Below are 18,793 nucleotides of genomic sequence, written 5' to 3'. Positions count from 1 at the left end.
CTCGTGGGCTTAGAAGTCTTGGGGTGTCGCGATCGGCCGCAGGCGCGCCGCATCCTCTGGCAGCAGGTAGCCTTGCTGGATCGAAACGGCTTTGGCTTCTTCGAATTTCTGCGCGTAGCGGTTGAAGTTGGCGTAGTGCCGGCCCAGCACGTCCTTCGCGTAGGCCACCTTGGTGTCGTAGATCAGGCCGCAGCCGGTCTCCTGGTCGGTAAGGTAGGTCGCACTCGGCACCTGGACCCACGGCGGGCGCACGCCGCCCTGTAGGTTGCCGGTGGCCGGGGCACGTGCGGCCGCCTTGCCGTCGCGCACCACCCTTGGCGCCTTCGGCATAGGGGTGCCGTCGCGCACCCAACGGTCCATGCGATCGAGCAGCGCCGACACCACCAGCTCTACGGGTTCGTCGTACAGCGTCTGGCAGCGAGGGTCGTCGCCCTTGCCGACATCGGCCGCCAGCGGTTCGGTGTGCTCGGTCCCCAGGTCGGCCAGGCGTAGATGAGGCATGCCGGTGACTTCGTAGTAACGCAGCTGCGGGCTGTCGGTGTCCGAAGGCAAGGGGATGCCTTCGATCACGTCGTGCAGGGTTTCGGACTGGCTGTAGACGGTCACGAACGGCACGCCCTCGGGCATCTGGCGCGGCACGCGGATGACGTCGCCGCCGACTTCGCCATAGGCCATGCGGCCGGTCATGTAGGCATCGATCAGCGGCCTGCCGTCAGGCAGGCGCCATTGTTGGTGGCGGCCCTGGTCGAGGTAGTCCATCCAGACTTGTGCAGTCACGGCCCAGCTATTGACGTAGACACGCTGCACGTCGAAGCCGGCCAGCGGGCCCTGTGTCGCAGGGGTTTTCAGCAGCAACGCCAGCTGCGCCGCGATGCTTTGTGACTGCGGCGCGAACGGATCGGGCACGGTGCCCCGGCTGAAATGCTCCGGGTCGTAGTAAGTGCCCAGCGGCGCATACCGCGCGTAATCGAAGCGGCGCATAAAGTCGAAATTGACGATTCGTCCGTACCTGGCGATCTGCTCGGCCTCGGCCGCTGGCGTGTCCGCGATGAACTTGGGATCGACCCGCGGCTGGTTGGTGTTCAGCGTGTAGCCGACATAGGCGTAGCCACGGCGCAGCAAATAGTCGCGGGTCAGGATCCATCCGGCGCCACGCTCGCCAAACCAGCTGAAGGGCTCGATCACCACCGTGCCGTTGAAGCGCGCGGGGTCGGCCGGTCGGCGCACCAGAATGCGCGTGGTGTAGGGCGCGTCGAAGCGTTGCTCACCAGTGGCGGTAATGGCCGGGGCGATGCCTTGCAGGTAGAACTCTTGCTCGGTGTAGCCGTACTGGTCGAGGTCGCTGTACTCGGTGCCGGGACGTAATGCCGACGACAGCGGCAAGTGGCCCGACGGCGGCACGGCAATCGCGGTCGGCAGGCGCGGCACTTCGGCCCACGCGTTCGACGTGAGCGCCAGCAACAGGCCGCCGAGGGTCATCGTGCGCTGCATCCGGCCCACCTTATTCAAGACTGAGGGACGCCTTGCCCTCGCTGTCGATCACGATCTGGTTGTTCTCGCAGACGTACTCTTGAATCGCATAGCTGGAGCGCTTGTAGTCGAACGTGAAGCGATACGGCGTGTTGAGCACCTGCGGGTCTTCGATCAGGACCTGATCCTCCAGGTGATCAGGCCCGCGCAGCCGGATGCGTTCGGTGATCTTCATGTCCGGGCCGTGGGGCACGTCATAGAAGTGCACGTCGCTGCGCACACGCTGGGTTTCGACGACGAGGGTGTCGCCTTCCCAATGCCCACGCGAATGGCCCTGGTACAGCGGGTCGAGTTTTTCCTTGGGCGGCATCGCCTGGTTCAACAGAATCCGGCGGACCTGCTGCAGGTATTCACCCAGGACGACCACTTGCTTGCCGTCGTGAATGATCTGGATCGGGAACAGCGCCGCCATCATTGTCGGCATGCCTTCGGGCAGGCATTTGGAACTGGTGGTCGCGAGCGGAGTGCCAGCCTCATTGGCGGCGGCCTGTTTCTTTTTGAACGCGGCATATTCGGCGGCATACGGCGCCTTGAGGTCCATCGGCCCGCCGGGGTGCACGGGGTCGTCCGGGTTCTCGCCAAACCAATCGTCCGGAGTGCGTTCCCAGGTGCCGCTGATATCGGGCTTGGGTTTGGGCATTGTCGCGGCGTTGGTTAGCGCTGTGCTCGTCGCAAGGGCGAAGCCCAGGCCGATGATTGCTATGTGCAAGGTGCGTGTCGGTTTCATAGAGACATCTCCACAAAGTGGTGCGGTGCGGTTGGGCGGCAAAGAGACGGCGTTCAACCGCCGCCCGAGAGCACCACGTCACCGATCTTGATCTCCACGAGGAGCCCGCCGGGTTCGCCGTTTTTCAGCGGTTTGAAGGACACCTCGGCGTTCTCGCCGGCCTTGATCGAGTCTGCGCTCCAGCCAGTGCGCTGCAACGCGTTGACGCTGCCCGTCTCGATCTTGTAGCGCTGGGGCGGCGGGCCGGGGGCATCGAGGTAAATGGTGATGTGCGGGTTGGTCCAGGCAAAGCGCTCCACCACACCCTTGACGGTGACCGTGCGGGTCTGGTCGAACAGCGCGAAGGAATGGTGGGCCGTGGCGGTTGACGACAGGGCACTGCAGGCAACCAGGCTCAGCAGGCAAAGTCCCTGGCGCAACAGCGGGGAGGGCAGAACAGTCATGACGGGTGCCTCGGTTTTTATGGTTCTTATGGGCCCAGCATAGGGTGGCGAAGTGGGCAGGCCGTAGCCCAAAACGGCAACCAATGGCGGTGAGCGAAGGAATTCGCGCGATGGCCATGCACATGCTGATTTGGGTTACCGCTGGCAGGGTTGAATCGGAAAAATCGCGACTCGCCTCATAAATATAAAAACAGGAGAGACGTCATGCGCAGCCCCCCTTATGCCCCGTTACTGTCGCTGGTTGCACTGTGTGCATTCGAGCCGCAAGCACACGCCTACACGCTGTACAACGAAGAGGATGGTGGCACCGTTTTGAACGCTGAACTGGGCGCTGGCTTCGGCTGGTTCGGCAGTACCCGCAATTACCTCGCCGACCCGCAGAAAGTACCCGGCAGCATGCGTTGGCAAGAGGGCTACGCCAAATATGGCCTCAACGGCACCACCGACAAGCTTACCGCCGGCTCGATCTACGGTGGCTTCAGCCTGCTCAGTTCCGCCACATGGGGCGATGGCGACACCGGCAAAAACACGGCTGGCAATGAGCGCAGAACTGCCGTGGAAGACGCCTACCTGGGTTGGCGCTCGGGCGAGCTGATCCCTGCCCTGGGCAAGGACGGCGTGGATTTTTCCTTCGGCCGCCAACTGGTGACGGTGGACGGCTTCCTGATTACCGACGATGGCTTCAACCCCGGCAACGCCTTCAGTCCCATCGCGGACGTCAACGATGGTCGCTTCAACCGTGGCGGCGCCTTCTACCTTGGCCAGCGCCTGGCGTTCGGCAATACCGCCGTGCTCAAGGTAGGCGGTAAGGAGGGCTTGCACGGCAGCCTGATCTGGCTCAAGTCGGATAACCCGGGGCAGTCCAAAACCGAAGTGGCGGCGGCCACGGTCGACTACACGACGCCGTTCGGCTCGCTCGGTTCCACCTACATACATGGCCTGGATGTCGAGGAGCGCTACGCCTTCGCTGATCGGATGGAACGCAAAGGCATGAACATCTACAGCCTGCGGGGCCAGGGCAACGCCGGGATCGACAACGCCGATTTCGCCTTTGAAGTGGCGCGCCAGGAAAAACGCTCGGGGTCACAGCGTGCGATGTTCTTCGACGCGGGCTACACCTTCGCCGACGTCAAATGGCAGCCGACGCTCAGCTATCGCTATACGCGGTATTCCGAAGGTTGGGATTTCCTGTTCCAGGGCGGTTTCCGCAAGCGCTACCAGGGTGAGGTTGCGGCCAACTACGCCGGCTCCGTGACGTCGAACATGCAGATCAACGATGTCCTGCTCTCCGTGCGGCCGACCGACAAGCTGACGCTCAATGCCATGGCCTTCGACTACCACCAACTGTCCCGTAAACAACAACAGAACTTCAGTGCGCGAGAGGTGGATCTGTTTCTTGATTGGGTGGTAACGGACAACATCACCCTGTCGCCGCTGGTTGGCTTCTACAAACCAGAGAAGTGGCTGGGCAATGGTGGGCTGCAAAGTGGCAGCGCATCCACCAACACGTACATGCAGTTGATTGTGTGGGTGACGTTCTAGAAGAGGGCGGCGTTGGCGCCTGGCGCCAACGCCTGTTTGCCTCAGAGCATGCGGCGCAACACGTCGTTGCGTGGGTCCTTGTCGTAGAAGCGGTGCTTGAGGGCGCCGGCGATGTGCAGCACGATCAGCGCGAGCAGGGTGTAGGCGCACACCTTGTGCAGCAATTGGAACACCACGAACCAGTCGTCATTTTTTGGCAACAGCTCTGGCAGGTTGACGCCAAAAAAGAACACCCCGTCGCTCATGGTAAACGTGCTCGACATGGAGTACCCCATCAGCGGCACGATCACCAGCAAGGCATACATTGCCCGCTGGATCAGCCTGGACAGCACGCGCTCATGCGGTGCCAGTGTTTCCAGCGGTTGTGGAATGTGCGGCGTGCGAAAGCGCACGGCAATCTGGGTCAGCACCAATAGGAACGCCAACACCCCGAAGGATTTGTGCCAGGGGTAATACAGCTCGAATTTGCTCGCCACTTCGTCATTCATGCCGGTCATGTGCCAGCCCGCCCAGAGCAGGCCGGTGATGATCACTGCGCGCACCCAATGCAGCAGGCGCAGGGACGTCGGATAACGATCGATTGTCGTTTGGTTGTTTGAGTTCATCACGGTTTCTCCAACGGTCAGCAAGGGGGCGCCTGGGAGCGCGCCACCCAGGCAAGGGCGGCGCGCTCGGTGCGGGGGAAGGACTCAGGAAGGCATCAGCACGGTGATGACTTTCTCCTCGGTGTAGGCCAGCGCGCCACTGAAGCCGCCTTCACGCCCGATACCACTGGTCTTCAGGCCACCCCACGGCAGGTTGGCGTCCAGCGGGCTCCAGCAGTTGATACCCACGGCACCGGCCTTTACCGCCGCGGCGACGCGGTGTGCGCGCACCAGGTCGGTGGTCCACACGGTCGCCGCCAGGCCGTAGCTGGAGTCGTTGGCCAGGGCGACCGCTTCATCTTCGGTGTCGAAGGTGATCAGGGTGCCGACCGGGCCGAAGATCTCGTCCCTGGCAATCGCCATGTCGTTGCGTGCGTTGGCGAAGATCGTCGGGCGCACAAACCAGCCGCGCCCGGGGGGGGACACGCCACCGGCGAGCAGCGTCGCACCTTGGTCGATGCCCAGCTGAATGTAGCGGTTGACGCGCTCGAACTGGGCTTTCTTGGCCACCGGGCCCATCTGTACGCCGGGCTGGTGCGGGTCGCCGACGTTGACCGCCTGCGCGGCTTCAGCCAGCGCCGCGCCGAAGCGTTCGGCGAGACTGCGCTGCACCAGGATGCGTGAACCGGCGGCACACACCTGGCCCTGGTTGGCGAACAGGCCGAGGGCACAGCCGCGTACCGCGTCGTCGAAGGACGCATCATCGAACACGATCTGCGGGCTCTTGCCGCCCAGCTCCAGGGCCACGCGCTTGAACAGCACGCCGGCCGTGCGCTGGATCTCGCGACCCGCTTCGGGGCTGCCGGTGAAACTGATCTTGGCGATGTGCGGGTGTTCGCACAACGCACGCCCGACCTCGGCACCGTAGCCGGTGACTACGTTGATCACGCCGTCCGGGAAGCCTGCTTCCTGCGCCAGCGCCGCCAGGTGCAGGGCCGACTGCGGGGTCTCTTCCGACGGCTTGATCACCACGGTGCAACCGGCGGCCAGCAGCGCGGCGAGCTTCCACACGGTGATCATCAGGGGCGAATTCCACGGCACGATGGCGCCGACCACGCCCACGGGTTCGCGCACCGTGTACGAGAGGGTGCGGGTGCCGAAATAGCCGCCGGTGGGAATGGTGCGACCTTCCAGCTGGTTGGCCCAACCGGCGGCGGCGCGCAGGTTGGCGATGGCGTTGGGCAGGTCCATCCGGCGCGGTTCGATGGGCGAGCGGCCGATGGCGTTGGCGTCCATGTCCGCCAGGCGCTCGCTGTCGCGCTCCACCAGGTCTGCCAGTTTTGACAGCAGCCGGCCCCGCCTGGCGCCATCGAGCTGGCTCCAGGCACCGCGCTCAAGTTGCTCGAGCGCGGCACCCACGGCGTGGTTGACGTCCTCGACGCTGCCGCGTGCGCTGCGGCCGTAGACCTGTTCGGTGACCGGGTCGAGCAGGTCGATGTAGCGTCCGCTCGAAGGTTCGGCGGCGGCGCCTGCGATGAAGTGGTTCAACTGTTCAGTCATGTTGTGCTCCTTGGATCAGGCCTTGAGGGAGGCCAGGGCGTCGCCGAAGATGTCCAGTGCCTTGAAGAACAGCGCACGGGAGATGGTCAGTGAAGGCATCACGCGCATCACGTTGCTGTAGCGACCGCAAGGGATCATCAGCACGCCGTGGTTGATCAGGTAGCCCATCAGTTGGCCGATCTTTTCACCGGCCAGTGGCGCCTTGGTGAGCGGGTCCTCGACCAGTTCGATACCGATCATCAGGCCGCGCCCGCGTACTTCGCCGACGAAGGGGCTGTTGAAGCCGCGGATGCGTTCCTGGGCTTGCAGGCCCAGGTCGTGGGCGCGGTTGAGCAGGTCGAGTTCCGGGTCTTGCAGGATGCTGATATTGGTCAGCGCCACGGCTGCCGACAGCGAGTTGGCGGCGAAGGTATTGGGCATCGAACCGTCGGGGATCTGTGCGGCCAGGTCCGAGCGCATGATCAGGCCGGCCATGGGCAGGTCGCTGCCGATGCCCTTGCCAAAGGTGAGCATGTCGGGTTTGACGCCGGAGTGCTCGACCGCCCACATCTTGCCGGTACGGCCCGCGCCGGACTGCACTTCATCGACAATCAACAACGTGCCGCTGCGGTCGCACGCTTGGCGCAGGCGTTGCAGGAACTCGGGGGAGGGCGGCACGTAGCCGCCTTCGCCCTGCACGGGCTCGACGATCACGGCGGCCACGTCATCGGCGGCGGTGTACGGGGTGTTCAGCAGGTAGTCGACGTAGTCGCCGGCGATCTGCTCGGCGCTCTTGTGGGTGGTGTCGAAGGGGAAGCGGTAGGCGTACGGGTAGGGCGCGTGGATCACGCCGCCCATCTGTGCGCCGTAGCCTTTGCGGTAGGCCGTGCCGGTGGTGAGGGCGCCGGATGCGTTCCACACACCGTGATAACCGCCATGGAAGGCAATGATCTGATGCCGCCCGGTGATGCGCTTGGCGAACTTGATCGCGGCCTCCAACGCATCGCTGCCGCTTTGGGTGAAGAACGTAATGCAGTCGCCGCGCAAGCCGTCGGGGGCGATCTCGGACATCTTCGCCGCCAGTTCGGTACGGCGGGTGCTGTTGATCTCCAGGGCGTGCATCAGCACTTGGGATTGTGCCTGGATGGCCTGCACCACTTTGGGGTGGCAACGGCCTACGCTGCTGACGCCGACACCGGCGGACAGGTCGATGTAAGTGTTGCCATCCGGGTCCTTGAACGTGGCGCCAAAAGCGCGGTCCATCGCCACCGGCATGCGGCCACCCCCGCGGGCCATCGACTCGGTGCGCGCCGACAGCGCCAGGGCCTCGCTCGCCTTGGGGCCGGGCAGGGCGCTGGAGATGATCCGCGGGGCATCCGCGAAGTGCAGGGCTTCAAATTTGGCTTCACTCATGACGGTCTCTCTGGAATGTCGATTTAAGTCAGCCCGATCATCTGCGTGGCGGGTTGCAGGCCGGTAGCCCGAATCGGCAATTGCGCGTGTCGGCCCCAGGGAGGCGCGGAATCTCAGAAACAATTTGCAGGATTTTTGCGATATGCGACTATCCAAAGGCGCGGCGATCTAAAAACAAGAATATGGGTAGAGGCTCCAGATACCATGAAAAACCAGACGATCAGCCATTTTCGCGACATCCACGTGCATGCCGCCACGGTTCAGCAGTGGAACCAGGACTACAGCCAACTCACTGCTGGCTCCGCCGAAAGCACGCTCATGCAGCTGACGACGACCGGCTGTCACTTGTTTCTCGAACAGATCAACCAGCGTGTGGTGCAGAACGGCGTGGCCCCCCGCGACAAGATGTGCTTTGCCGTGCCCATCAACGTTCCCGGGTCGATCCGGATGCAGGGCCGCGACGTGGACGACAGCAGCCTGTTCTTCCTGCACGGTGGCGAGGAATTCATGTTCCATATGCCGATGGGCATGGAGCTGCTGTCCATCACCTTCGAGCGTGAAATGTTCGAGCAGGCGCTGGAGCAAACCCCGTCGGCGAAGGCACTCAACCAGTTGCTGCGCCAGCCGGTGATCAAGGTGTCGCCCCAGCGTTTCGCCCAGGCGCGTCGCCGCTTGCTGGCGCTGTTCTCCCAGGCCCTGTTGCACGACGACCTCGACAGCACCTGGGAGTTGGCGTTGGAGCAGGCGATGCTCGACGAGTTGTTGCAACTGATGCTCGACCCGGCTTGCGACAAGCAACAGCGCAGCCCCAGTTCCACCCGCAGTTTCATTGTGGAGAAATGCCACCGCCTGGCGACCGCCGAGCTGCTCAACGTGCCCAGCGTGACCGATTTGTGCCAGCGCCTGCAGGTGAGTCGGCGCACCGTGCAAAACAGCTTTCGCGCGGTGGCCGAGACCACGCCGCTGAACTACCTGCGCTCGGTGCGGCTCAACGGCGTACGCCGCACCTTGATGACCACCCGCGCCCGCGAGCTGTCCATCGGCGACGCCGCCGCCCAATGGGGTTTCTATCACCTCAGCCATTTTGCCGCGGAGTACCAGGAGCTGTTCGCCGAGCTACCGTCCCAGACCACCCGCGCCGCCATCACCGGGTGCGTGCGCGCCTGAACAAAGACCTGGAATAACCGGCGCCAGCCGGGCAGGTGTCGTTGAGCCATTGGGTGACCGATTTGGGCTACCGAGGCGTTCGTGAGCAGGCATAGGATCGAATCCAGCGTGCGACAAGAACGACGAACCCTTCGGTGACGGTGAGCGGTTGACTGTGCCGATCCTCCAGCGACTGCCTCATACAATAAGGTCAACAACATGAGTGTACCTCTCCCGGTCAACCGCTCCACGGAGCTCAAGCGTGGCGCCCTGGGTGTCGGCTTCATCATCTTCTTTGTAGTGTCGGCTGCCAGCCCGCTGAGTGTGATTGCCGGCGGGTTTCCCATTGGCATCATGCTTGGCAACGGCGCCGGTACGCCGGCCTTGCTGATCCTGGCCTTGCTGGTGCTGCTGGCGTTTTCGGTGGGCTACACCACCATGTCCCGGCATGTGACCAATGCCGGTGGTTTCTACGCCTTCACCTCCCGGGGCCTCGGCGGCCTGGCCGGCGGTGCGGCGGGGGTGCTGGCGATGTTTGCCTACAACATCCTCCAGGTCGGCTTGTACGGCATGTTCGGCGGGGTGGTCAGCGGCACCATGGCCAGTGTGTTCGGCCTGGCGCTGCCGTGGTGGGCCTATTCGTTGCTGGCGATGGCCAGCGTGGCGATCCTGGGGTATCGCAAGATCGACCTGTCGGCACGGGTGCTGTCGGTGGTGGTGATCGCCGAGTACCTGGCGATCCTGATCCTGGATTTCGCCATCCTCAAATCCGGCGGTGACAGCGGTATCAACCTCGATGCGTTCAACAGCACACATGTGTTCAGCGGCACGCCGTCGATCGGCCTGCTGTTCTGCTTCGCGGCGTTTATCGGCTTTGAAGCCACCACGATCTACGGCGAAGAAGCCAGGGACCCGCAGCGCACCATCCCGATTGCCACCTATTGTTCGGTGCTGTTGATCGGCGGCTTCTATGCGTTGTCGGTCTGGTCGATGGTGGTGGGCGTCGGCGCGGACAAGATCGTGCCGCTGTTGCAGTCCTTGCAAGACCCGACGACCTTTATCTACGGCATGTCCGATCACTTTGTCGGGCCGCAGTTGACCCAGGTGATCCGCGTGCTGTTCATGGTCAGCATCTACGCTGGCCTGTTGGCTTTCCACAACGCCGCCGCACGTTACTTCTACGCAATTGGCCGCGACGGCTTGCTGCACAGTCTGCTGGGCACCACCCACCGCGTGCACCAGAGCCCGCACATGGGCTCGGCGTTGCAAAGCCTGATCTCGGCGGTGGTGGTGTTGATTTTCGCGGCGATGGATGCCGACCCGATCCTGCAACTGTTTGCCTGGCTGTCCAACCTGGCGACGTTGTGCGTGATCTTGCTGATGGCGCTCACGTCGGCTGCGGTGCTGATGTTTTTCCGGCGCCACCCTGAGCTGAAGGTCGGGCTGTGGCGCGGGCGGATTTTCCCGGGGTTCTCGTGCCTGGCGCTGCTGGCGGTGCTGGTGCTGGCGGTGGTGCATTTCGATGTGCTGACGGGCGCCAGCGTGGCCTTGTCCTATGCCTTGTGCGCGATTATTCCGGCGGCGCTGCTGGGCGGCGTGTTTCTCGCGACTCGCCTGCGCAAGCGTTCACCGCAGCGCTTCCAGGCCCTGGGCAGCCACAAGCTCTAAGGCTGGACGGGGGCTGACGGCTTGCTCAGTTTGACCAGCAGTGCTGCAACCAACAGCAGCGCTGCCGATGCCGCCAACACCAGCACAAAACCGGCATCAAACGCTGAGCGGGCAAAGGCAATCAGCATCGCACGGCCTTCGGGCGCGAGCGTTTCGGCGACCACCAGCGCATCGTCCAGGCTGTCGAATGCCACGGGATCGCGGGTCAGCCACGTCGGAATCGCCACTCCCGCGGCATACGCATAGATCGCCGACAACAGGCTGCCGGCCAGGGTCACACCGACCGCGCCGCCCAGCTCAAACGACACTTCCTCGATGGATGCGGCCATGCCGGCCTTGTCGGCGGGCACGCTGAGCATGATGGTGCTGGATGAAGCGGTCAGCGCCGCGCCAATCGTGAAACCCAAGGCCCCAAGGCTGATGAGTTGCAGGTACGCCGGCGCGGTGTAGAGCAACAGGTACGCCAGCATCGCGGCAGAAGACAGCAGTAATGTCCAGAACAGCATGCGCTGGTGCCCCAGGCGCGGCAGGTAGTAACCGGCCAGGGGGCCGGAGACGAAGGAACCCAGGGGTAATGGCAGGATAAACAGTGCAGCCTCCAACGGTGACAGGCCGAGCACCAGTTGCAGGCGCTGACTGAACACCAGCTCCATGCCGATCAGCGCGGCGGCCGACACCACCGCTGCGATCACCGCATTCCTGAAACCGGCGGTGCTGAACAAGCTCAGGTCGAGCATCGGTTGTGCGGCGCGGCGTTGACGCCGTACGAACAACCACAGGAACAGCGCACCGAGGACCAGCGCCACCAGCATGCCGTTGTAGGCGGGGGCGCGCTTGCCGAGCTCCTTGATTGCATAGGCCAGGCTGATCAAACCGATCATCACCTGTAACGAGCCCAGCCAGTCCCACCGTTTTTGCGTATCTGCGGGCGGATTCGGGATCAGTAGAACGCCGACGACCAGCGCCACCAGCACGATCGGCACATTGATCAAAAACACCGAGCCCCACCAGAAATGCTCCAGTAACAGGCCGCCCACCACCGGCCCGAACGCGGCGCCGCCAGACGCCACCGAGGCCCACACACCGAATGCCATGGCCTGCTCCCGTGGGTCGCTGAACGTGATCCGCACGATGGCCAGCGTCGCCGGCATCATCATCGCGGCACCGACCGCCAGAAAGCCGCGCGCACCGATCAGCACGCTGGCGGTTGGCGAAAATGCGGCAACCAGCGAGAACACGCCAAACACCGCCAGCCCGCCGATAAACAGGCGCTTGTGGCCGAGGCGGTCACCCAGGGTGCCCATGCCCAGCAGCAGCCCGGCGGCGATCAGCGCGTAGATGTTGACGATCCACAGTTTCTGCGACGGCGAGCCATTCAGCTCGCGGGTCAGGGTGGGCAGGGCGGTATACAGCACAGTCATGTCAATGACGATCAGCAGCAGGGCGCTGGAAATAATCGCCAGGATCAACCAGCGTAATGGAAGTGTCATGGGGGGACTCGGAGGCAGGGGAAGCGTTGCAGGCAGGTTACTGTAACTCAGGCTCGGCGCGCGTGGCGCCGTGCCGTTTACACGCGAAAGTGCCCAACCAGTTGCTGTTGATGATTGGCCATGGCGTGCAGCGATTCACTGGCTCGCGTGGCGTCGTTCATCTGGTGGCTGAGTGTTTCGCTGATGCCACGGATGTCACTGACCCGATGGCTGATGTCTTCCACCACCGTGCTTTGTTCCAGGGCCGCGCTGGCGATCTGCTGGTTCATTTGTTCAATCACATCCACGGCCTGGGAAACCGCCTCCAGCGCCGAGCGGGTCTGTTGCACCTGGAGCACGCTGTGGCCGGCCTGCTCGCGGCTCGCCTGGGTGCTGTGCACCACTTCCTGGCTGAGCTGTTGCAAGGTTTCGATCACCGCGCGCACCTGTTCGACCGAGCGCTGGGTGTTGCTCGCCAGGTGCCTGACCTCATCGGCCACCACTGCAAAACCACGGCCCTGCTCGCCGGCCCTGGCGGCTTCGATGGCCGCGTTCAACGCCAGCAGGTTGGTCTGTTGGGCGATGGCGCTGATTACATCGAGCACTTGGCCAATCTGGGTGCTGCTGTCGGCGAGGGCGGTGACCTGCGTGAGGGTGCCGTCCAGGCGCTGATCGAGGCTATCGATGCTGCGCTCGGCCGTGGCGAATACCGCCTGGCCGGTTCGGCTGGCGTTTTCGGCGGCGGTGGCGGCGTCCGCGGCGCTGTGGGAATGGCGCGCCACTTCCTGGGCACTGGCGCTCATTTGATGCAGCGCGGTCGCGGCCAATTCCACTTCGCGGTATTGGCGCTGCATGCCCGTGCTGACCTCGCGGGCAATGCCCGATGAGGTGTCGGCATGGTTGCGGGTCTCCACGGCGGCATTTTGGATGGCGCGCATCATCGGTTGTAGCTTGTCGAGGAAACGGTTGAAGCCACTGGCGAGTCGACCCAGTTCGTCGCGTCGCCCGGCGGGCAGGCGTTGCGTGAGGTCGCCGTCGCCCTCGGCAATCGCATCCAGCAGGTTGGCCACCTTCAATATCGGACGTGTCACGCCGTAGGCCGCGAGCCAGATCAGCAGCATGCCCAGGCAGCTGGCCAGCAGGCCCAGGCCCAGATTGAAGCGATTGGCGTCGCGGTTCTTGTTGTCCAGTTCGCTTTGCATTTGCCGCGCGGGCGCCTGCACCAGAGCTTGCGGTACTTTGATCTGCAGTTGCCACGCCGGGTTGCCCGTCACGGTTTGCAGGGCCTGGCCCACGTCCACGGCGGCCTCGCTGACCGAACCGTCGCGCCCGGCCACCTGACTGGCGGGTGACAGGATCGTCACCTCGCCGGCCCCCGCGTACAGGTCCTGGCCGAGGTTGGCGGCAAGCTTTTGCAGGGTCTCGAGGCTGACGTCCAGGCCGAGCACGCCGAGTACCTGGCCATTGACGATCAGCGGCACGGAAATGCTGCTCATCAGTACGTCACGGCCCTCCACCTGGCTGGTGTAGGGCTCGACCACGCAGGTGCGCCGTTGCGTCTGGGGGCAGCGATACCAGTCGGTATCCGGATCGGCGCCGGGCAGCGCATGGTTGGCGGTGATTTGCGCCTCGCTCAGCACATCCTGTACCAGTTGCCCCGGCTGGCTTTGCGACCAGTACAGCGCAAAGCGTCCGGTTTCGTTGCCGGCCAGGGCGGGTTGCGCGACGAAATCCGCGTCGGTACCGGCCAGTGCACCGGGCAACAGCACCACGTACAGGCCGAGCACGTCCGCGCGCTTGAACAGCGCCTGGCGGGTCACCTCCACCAGGCTTTCACGCAATTGCGCAGCGCTGAGGCGACCCTTGAGTGCCTGCTCGCGCAGGTGCACGACCTGTTCGGCGAAGCCTTCGCTGTACAGCGCCGCTGCGTTGAAAAAACGCTCCACGCGCAGGCCTTGGGCAACGGCCTGGGCTTGCAAACGCTCGACGGCGGCTTGCCCCAGCAACTGGCTGCTCTGTTGCTTGAGCAGGTTGGCGCTTTGTTGATTCTGGTACACGCCGGCACCGATCAGCGCGCCGACTACGGTCAGCAGGCACAGCCCGCTCAATAGGGTGATGCGCCATTGGAGGGTGAGGTGGGTTGAACGCATGGCTGAGGTTCCTGAAGAGAGCACGATGGCGCGAGCATGCGGGGCGTCTGGATAAGCGGCTATCCCGAATCGGCAAGCGCTGGCGGTGGCGGCTTGACCTGTTTTGGGGCGCGGGTTCGGATGCTACCGATTTGGGATAGCGAGGGGTTTGGGGCGGGCATAGGATCAAATTCAGCGTGCAACCAAAACAACAAGCTAACCGGTGCCGATGCGGTGTGGTCGGACCAACCCAACAGCGACTGCCTCATACAATAAGGTCAACAAAATGAGTGTTTCTATTCCGGTCAACAGCTCCACGGAGCTCAAGCGTGGCGCCCTGGGTGTCGGCTTCATCATCTTCTTTGTGGTGTCGGCGGCCAGCCCGCTGAGTGTGATTGCCGGCGGGTTTCCCATTGGCATCATGCTTGGCAACGGCGCCGGTACGCCGGCGTTGCTGATCCTGGCCTTGCTGGTGCTGCTGGCGTTTTCGGTGGGCTACACCACCATGTCCAAGCACCTGACCAACGCCGGTGGTTTCTACGCCTTTACCTCCCGTGGCCTCGGCGGCCTGGCCGGCGGTGCGGCGGGGGTGCTGGCGATGTTTGCCTACAACATCCTCCAGGTCGGCTTGTACGGCATGTTCGGCGGGGTGGTCAGCGGCACCATGGCCAGTGTGTTCGGCCTGGAGTTGCCGTGGTGGGCCTATTCGCTGTTGGCGATGGCCAGCGTGGCGATCCTGGGGTATCGCAAGATCGACCTGTCGGCGCGGGTGCTGTCGGTGGTGGTGATTGCCGAGTACCTGGCGATCCTGATCCTGGATTTCGCCATCCTCAAATCTGGCGGTGACAGTGGCGTCAACCTCGATGCATTCACTAGCAGCCATGTGTTCAGCGGCACCCCGTCCATCGGCCTGCTGTTCTGCTTCGCGGCGTTTATCGGCTTTGAAGCCACGACCATCTACGGCGAGGAAGCCAAGAACCCGCAACGCACCATCCCGATTGCCACCTACTGTTCGGTGCTGTTGATCGGCGGCTTCTATGCGTTGTCGGTGTGGGCGATGGTGGTGGGCGTCGGTGCGGACAAGATCGTGCCGCTGTTGCAGTCCCTGCAAGACCCGACGACCTTTATCTACGGCATGTCCGACCACTTTGTCGGGCCGCAGCTGACCCAGGTGATCCGTGTGCTGTTCATGATCAGCATCTACGCTGGCCTGTTGGCCTTCCACAACGCCGCCGCACGTTACTTCTACGCGATTGGCCGCGACGGCTTGCTGCACAGCCTGCTGGGCACCACCCACCGCGTGCACCAGAGCCCGCACATGGGCTCGGCGTTGCAAAGCCTGATCGCCGCCGTGGTGGTACTGATTTTCGCGGCGATGGACGCCGACCCGATCCTGCAACTGTTCGCCTGGTTCTCCAACCTGGCCACGCTGTGCGTGATCTTGCTGATGGCGCTGACCTCGGTGGCCGTGTGCGCGTACTTCCAGCGCCATCCCGAATTGAATGTCGGCGTGTGGCGTGGGCGCATCCTGCCGGGGTTTTCCTGCCTGGCGCTGGTGTCGGTGCTGGTGCTGGCGGTGGTGCACTTCGACGTGCTGACCGGGGCCAGCAAAGTCCTGTCCTACGGCCTCTGCGCGATCATTCCGGTGGCTTTGATCATCGGGGTCTATCTCGCCGCCCGCCTGCGCAAAAGCTCGCCATCGCGTTTCCACGCGCTGGGCAGCCACAAGCTTTAAGCCGCACCCGATTACCTAGGCAAAACCGGGCCGCCGCCAGTTGGCGCGGCCCGTCAGTGTGTGAAAGGAAGGTTTCCAATGCAAAACTACACGATGCATATCAATGGGCTGCCAGTGGCGGGTGAACAGGGTCGCTTCGATGTGATCAACCCCGCCACCGGCAAGGTGTTCGCCCAATGCCCGGCGGGCTCGCTGGCGCAACTCGACCAGGCCGTCGACGCCGCGCACGCCGCGTTCAAGACCTGGCGCCACAGCAGCCACGCCGACCGTTGCCAGCGCTTGCTCGCCATCGCCACCGACATCGAGCAGGCAGCCGACGCCCTGGCCCGGCTGATCGTGCAAGAGCAAGGCAAGCCGCTGGAGCTGGCGTTCTCCGAAGTCATGGGCGCCGCCGCCTGGACCCGCTACGCGGCCGGGCAGGAAATCGCCGTGGAGTTGGTCGAGGAAACCCCGACGCAACGCATCGAGCTGCACCGCAAGCCCTTGGGCGTGGTGGCCTCGATCACACCGTGGAACTGGCCGTTCATGATCGCCGTATGGCACATCATGCCGGCGCTGCGGGCGGGCAACTGCGTGATCAGCAAGCCGTCGAGCCTGACTCCGCTGAGCACCCTGGGCCTGGTGGACATCATCGCCCGCCATGTGCCAAACGGCGTGATCAATTGCGTGACCGGCGAGCAAGGCTTTGGCAGCGCGATCACTTCCCACACCGGCATCCAGAAAATCGTGTTTACCGGTTCCACCGCCACCGGGCAAAGCGTGATGCGTGGCGCGGCAGGCAACCTCAAGCGCCTGACCCTGGAACTGGGCGGCAACGACGCTGCCATCGTGTTGCCCGGCACCCCGGTGGACGCGGTGGCCGAGGCAATTTTCCAGGCGGCCTTTCTCAACATGGGCCAGACCTGCGCCGCGCTCAAGCGCCTGTATATCCACGAATCGCAATACGCAGCGTTTTGCGAGGCGCTGACGCAAATTGCCGCGCGCCAGGTGGTGGGCGATGGCCTCGACGCAGGCGTGACCTTCGGCCCGGTACAGAACCTGGAACAACTGCAACTGGTGCAAGCGCTGGTCGCCGACGCACGGGCGCAGGGTGGCCGGGTGCTGTGTGGTGGCGCGCGCCTGGATCATGCCGGCTACTTCTATCCGCCGACCTTGGTCGCGGACGTTACCGACGGCCAGCGCCTGGTGGATGAAGAACAATTCGGCCCGGTATTGCCCTTGATCGCCTACCGCGATGTCGAGGACGTGCTGCAACGCGCCAATGCGGGCGACATGGGCCTCGGCGGCTCAGTGTGGGGGCCGGATGTCGCGCAGGCCGAGGCCTTGGCCAGCCGCCTGGAAAGCGGTGTGGCGTGGGTCAACTGCCACGCCCAGATCCAACCGAATACACCGTTTGGCGGCAGCAAGATGTCCGGGTTTGGCGTCGAGTTCGGCCTGGAAGGGCTGCTGGAATTCACCGGACAACAACTGCTGTTTGTCCGCAAGCGCGAGGCTGAATAAGGAACATGAGCATGTACGAGAAATACAAGAACGCCGAGAAAAAATTCTGGCACCCCATGGGCTCCAGCGCCGCGCCGCACCGTGACAAAACCCTGGTCATCGCCCGGGGCGACGGCAACTACATCACCGACATCGACGGCCAGCGCATGCTCGACGGCGTGGGCGGGCTGTGGAACGTCAACATCGGGCACAACCGCGCCAGTGTGAAGGCGGCGATTGCCGCACAGTTGGATGAGCTGGCGTATTACCAGACCTTCGACGGCATTGCCCACCCTCGGGTGTTTGACCTGGCCGAACGGCTGACCGGCATGTTCGCCCAGGAGCGCATGGCGCGGGTGTTGTTCAGTTCCGGTGGTTCCGATGCGGTCGAGACCGCGCTGAAAATGGCCCGGCAATACTGGATCGCCAGCGGCGAGCCCGGGCGTACGCGCTTCCTGTCCCTGCGCAACGGCTATCACGGCGTGCACATGGGCGGCACCTCGGTGGGCGGCAATGGGGTGTACCACTACAACCACGGCCAACTCCTCGCCGGTTGCCACTTGCTCGACACGCCCTGGCTGTATCGCAACCCCTGGGATTGCCGCGATCCCCAAGCGCTGACCGCGCACTGCATCCACCAGTTGGAAGAGCAGATCGCGTTGCTCGGCGCCCAGACCATTGCGGCGTTGATCGCCGAGCCAGTGCAAGGGGCGGGCGGGGTGATCGTGCCACCGTCCGACTATTGGCCGCGTTTGCGCGAGGTGTGCGACCGCCACGGCATTCTGTTGATTGCCGACGAAGTGGTCACCGGCTTCGGGCGCTCGGGCTGCATGCTCGGCAGTCGCGGCTGGGGCGTGGCGCCGGACATCCTGTGCCTGGCCAAGGGCATCACCGCCGGTTACATCCCGCTGGGCGCCACGCTGTTCAACCAGCGCATCGCCGATGCCATCGAGAACGGCCAGGGTTTCAGCCACATGATCATGCACGGCTACACCTACAGCGGGCACCCGACCGCGTGTGCGGCGGCGCTGGCGGTGCTGGATATCGTCGAAGCCGAAGACCTGCCCGGTAACGCCGCCAAGGTGGGGGCGCAGCTGCTGGAACAACTCCAGCCACTGGTTGAACGCTACGCGGTGGTGGGCGAGGTGCGCGGCAAGGGCCTGATGATTGCCCTGGACCTGGTCAGCGACAAACGTACCCGCCAGCCCCTCGACCCGGCCGCGGGCCAACCGTCACGCATCGCCGACGAGGCGCGCCGTGCCGGAGTGCTGGTACGGCCGATCGGCAACAAGATCATCCTCTCGCCGCCATTGACCCTCACCCGCGACGAGGCGGGCTTGATGGTGTCGGCGCTGGAAGCGGCATTCGCCCGCTGCGGCTAGTTCCCGC

14 protein-coding genes and 1 pseudogene are annotated in these 18,793 nt (G+C 64.0%); 6 read left to right on the top strand and 9 right to left on the bottom strand.

Annotation, left to right across the window (positions count from 1 at the left end; translation table 11 throughout):
- Window positions 1-9 precede the first annotated feature (9 nt).
- Genes IB241_RS25735 through IB241_RS25725 form a run of 3 tightly spaced genes read right to left on the bottom strand, consistent with a single transcriptional unit; the run spans window position 10 to window position 2,700 of the window.
- The gene (locus IB241_RS25735) at window positions 10-1,491 is read right to left on the bottom strand and encodes an alpha/beta hydrolase domain-containing protein (RefSeq protein ID WP_225595730.1); all 1,482 of its coding nucleotides are present in this window, start codon (window positions 1,489-1,491) and stop codon (window positions 10-12) included.
- A 10-nt stretch (window positions 1,492-1,501) separates the two neighbouring features.
- Entirely contained in the window at window positions 1,502-2,257 is a 756-nt protein-coding gene (locus IB241_RS25730; protein ID WP_192300992.1) for a hypothetical protein, read from the bottom strand.
- Between the two features lie 53 nt (window positions 2,258-2,310).
- Window positions 2,311-2,700 (bottom strand): DUF6152 family protein, encoded by a 390-nt coding sequence (locus IB241_RS25725; RefSeq protein ID WP_192300991.1) that lies wholly within the window; start codon window positions 2,698-2,700, stop codon window positions 2,311-2,313.
- A 204-nt stretch (window positions 2,701-2,904) separates the two neighbouring features.
- Between IB241_RS25725 and IB241_RS25720 the strand changes: the two genes are divergently transcribed.
- Window positions 2,905-4,242, top strand: a complete 1,338-nt coding sequence (locus tag IB241_RS25720; RefSeq protein WP_192300990.1) for a hypothetical protein — start codon at window positions 2,905-2,907, stop codon at window positions 4,240-4,242.
- Window positions 4,243-4,283: 41 nt separating this feature from the next.
- Here IB241_RS25720 and IB241_RS25715 read toward each other — a convergent pair whose 3' ends face one another.
- The 3 genes from IB241_RS25715 to IB241_RS25705 form a co-directional block, all read right to left on the bottom strand.
- On the bottom strand, window positions 4,284-4,847 hold the full coding sequence (locus IB241_RS25715; RefSeq protein WP_192300989.1) for a cytochrome b: 564 nt from the start codon (window positions 4,845-4,847) through the stop codon (window positions 4,284-4,286).
- Between the two features lie 84 nt (window positions 4,848-4,931).
- Window positions 4,932-6,386 carry an aldehyde dehydrogenase family protein gene (locus tag IB241_RS25710; protein ID WP_192300988.1) on the bottom strand — a complete coding sequence of 485 codons (1,455 nt, stop codon included), beginning with the start codon at window positions 6,384-6,386 and terminating at the stop codon, window positions 4,932-4,934.
- 15 nt (window positions 6,387-6,401) lie between these two features.
- Complete coding sequence (locus tag IB241_RS25705) at window positions 6,402-7,778, bottom strand: aspartate aminotransferase family protein (protein ID WP_192300987.1); 1,377 nt, start codon at window positions 7,776-7,778, stop codon at window positions 6,402-6,404.
- A gap of 204 nt (window positions 7,779-7,982) precedes the next feature.
- Here IB241_RS25705 and IB241_RS25700 point away from each other — a divergent pair, with 204 nt between their 5' ends.
- Both IB241_RS25700 and IB241_RS25695 read left to right on the top strand, forming a co-directional pair.
- Entirely contained in the window at window positions 7,983-8,945 is a 963-nt protein-coding gene (locus tag IB241_RS25700) for a helix-turn-helix domain-containing protein (RefSeq protein ID WP_192300986.1), read from the top strand.
- A 198-nt stretch (window positions 8,946-9,143) separates the two neighbouring features.
- Window positions 9,144-10,592, top strand: a complete 1,449-nt coding sequence (locus IB241_RS25695) for an APC family permease (RefSeq protein WP_192300985.1) — start codon at window positions 9,144-9,146, stop codon at window positions 10,590-10,592.
- Here the strand turns inward: IB241_RS25695 and IB241_RS25690 are convergent.
- The 3 genes and pseudogenes from IB241_RS25690 to IB241_RS28055 all read right to left on the bottom strand — a co-directional run.
- On the bottom strand, window positions 10,589-12,082 hold the full coding sequence (locus IB241_RS25690; RefSeq protein ID WP_192300984.1) for an MFS transporter: 1,494 nt from the start codon (window positions 12,080-12,082) through the stop codon (window positions 10,589-10,591). The two genes, IB241_RS25695 and IB241_RS25690, sit on opposite strands and share 4 nt — an antisense overlap.
- A 77-nt stretch (window positions 12,083-12,159) precedes the next feature.
- A complete protein-coding gene (locus tag IB241_RS28060) occupies window positions 12,160-12,915 on the bottom strand; it encodes a methyl-accepting chemotaxis protein (protein WP_412547886.1) in 756 nt (251 codons plus the stop codon).
- Window positions 12,916-13,017: 102 nt separating this feature from the next.
- Window positions 13,018-14,211, bottom strand: a pseudogene (locus IB241_RS28055) (HAMP domain-containing protein); the annotation flags it as partial.
- Between the two features lie 265 nt (window positions 14,212-14,476).
- On the opposite strand from IB241_RS28055, the gene IB241_RS25680 reads away from it, so the two are divergent.
- From IB241_RS25680 to IB241_RS25670, 3 genes are all read left to right on the top strand, one after another.
- Window positions 14,477-15,925 carry an APC family permease gene (locus tag IB241_RS25680; RefSeq protein WP_192300982.1) on the top strand — a complete coding sequence of 483 codons (1,449 nt, stop codon included), beginning with the start codon at window positions 14,477-14,479 and terminating at the stop codon, window positions 15,923-15,925.
- A 78-nt stretch (window positions 15,926-16,003) separates the two neighbouring features.
- Entirely contained in the window at window positions 16,004-17,425 is a 1,422-nt protein-coding gene (locus IB241_RS25675) for an aldehyde dehydrogenase family protein (protein ID WP_192300981.1), read from the top strand.
- A gap of 11 nt (window positions 17,426-17,436) precedes the next feature.
- Window positions 17,437-18,786 carry an aminotransferase class III-fold pyridoxal phosphate-dependent enzyme gene (locus IB241_RS25670; RefSeq protein WP_192300980.1) on the top strand — a complete coding sequence of 450 codons (1,350 nt, stop codon included), beginning with the start codon at window positions 17,437-17,439 and terminating at the stop codon, window positions 18,784-18,786.
- Window positions 18,787-18,793: the final 7 nt, after the last annotated feature.

The sequence above is a fragment of the Pseudomonas sp. PDM05 genome (assembly GCF_014851685.1).
In the GTDB taxonomy this organism is placed as follows: domain Bacteria; phylum Pseudomonadota; class Gammaproteobacteria; order Pseudomonadales; family Pseudomonadaceae; genus Aquipseudomonas.
The sequence above is the reverse complement of the archived record's forward strand: the minus strand, read 5'-3'. Positions and strand labels throughout refer to the sequence as shown.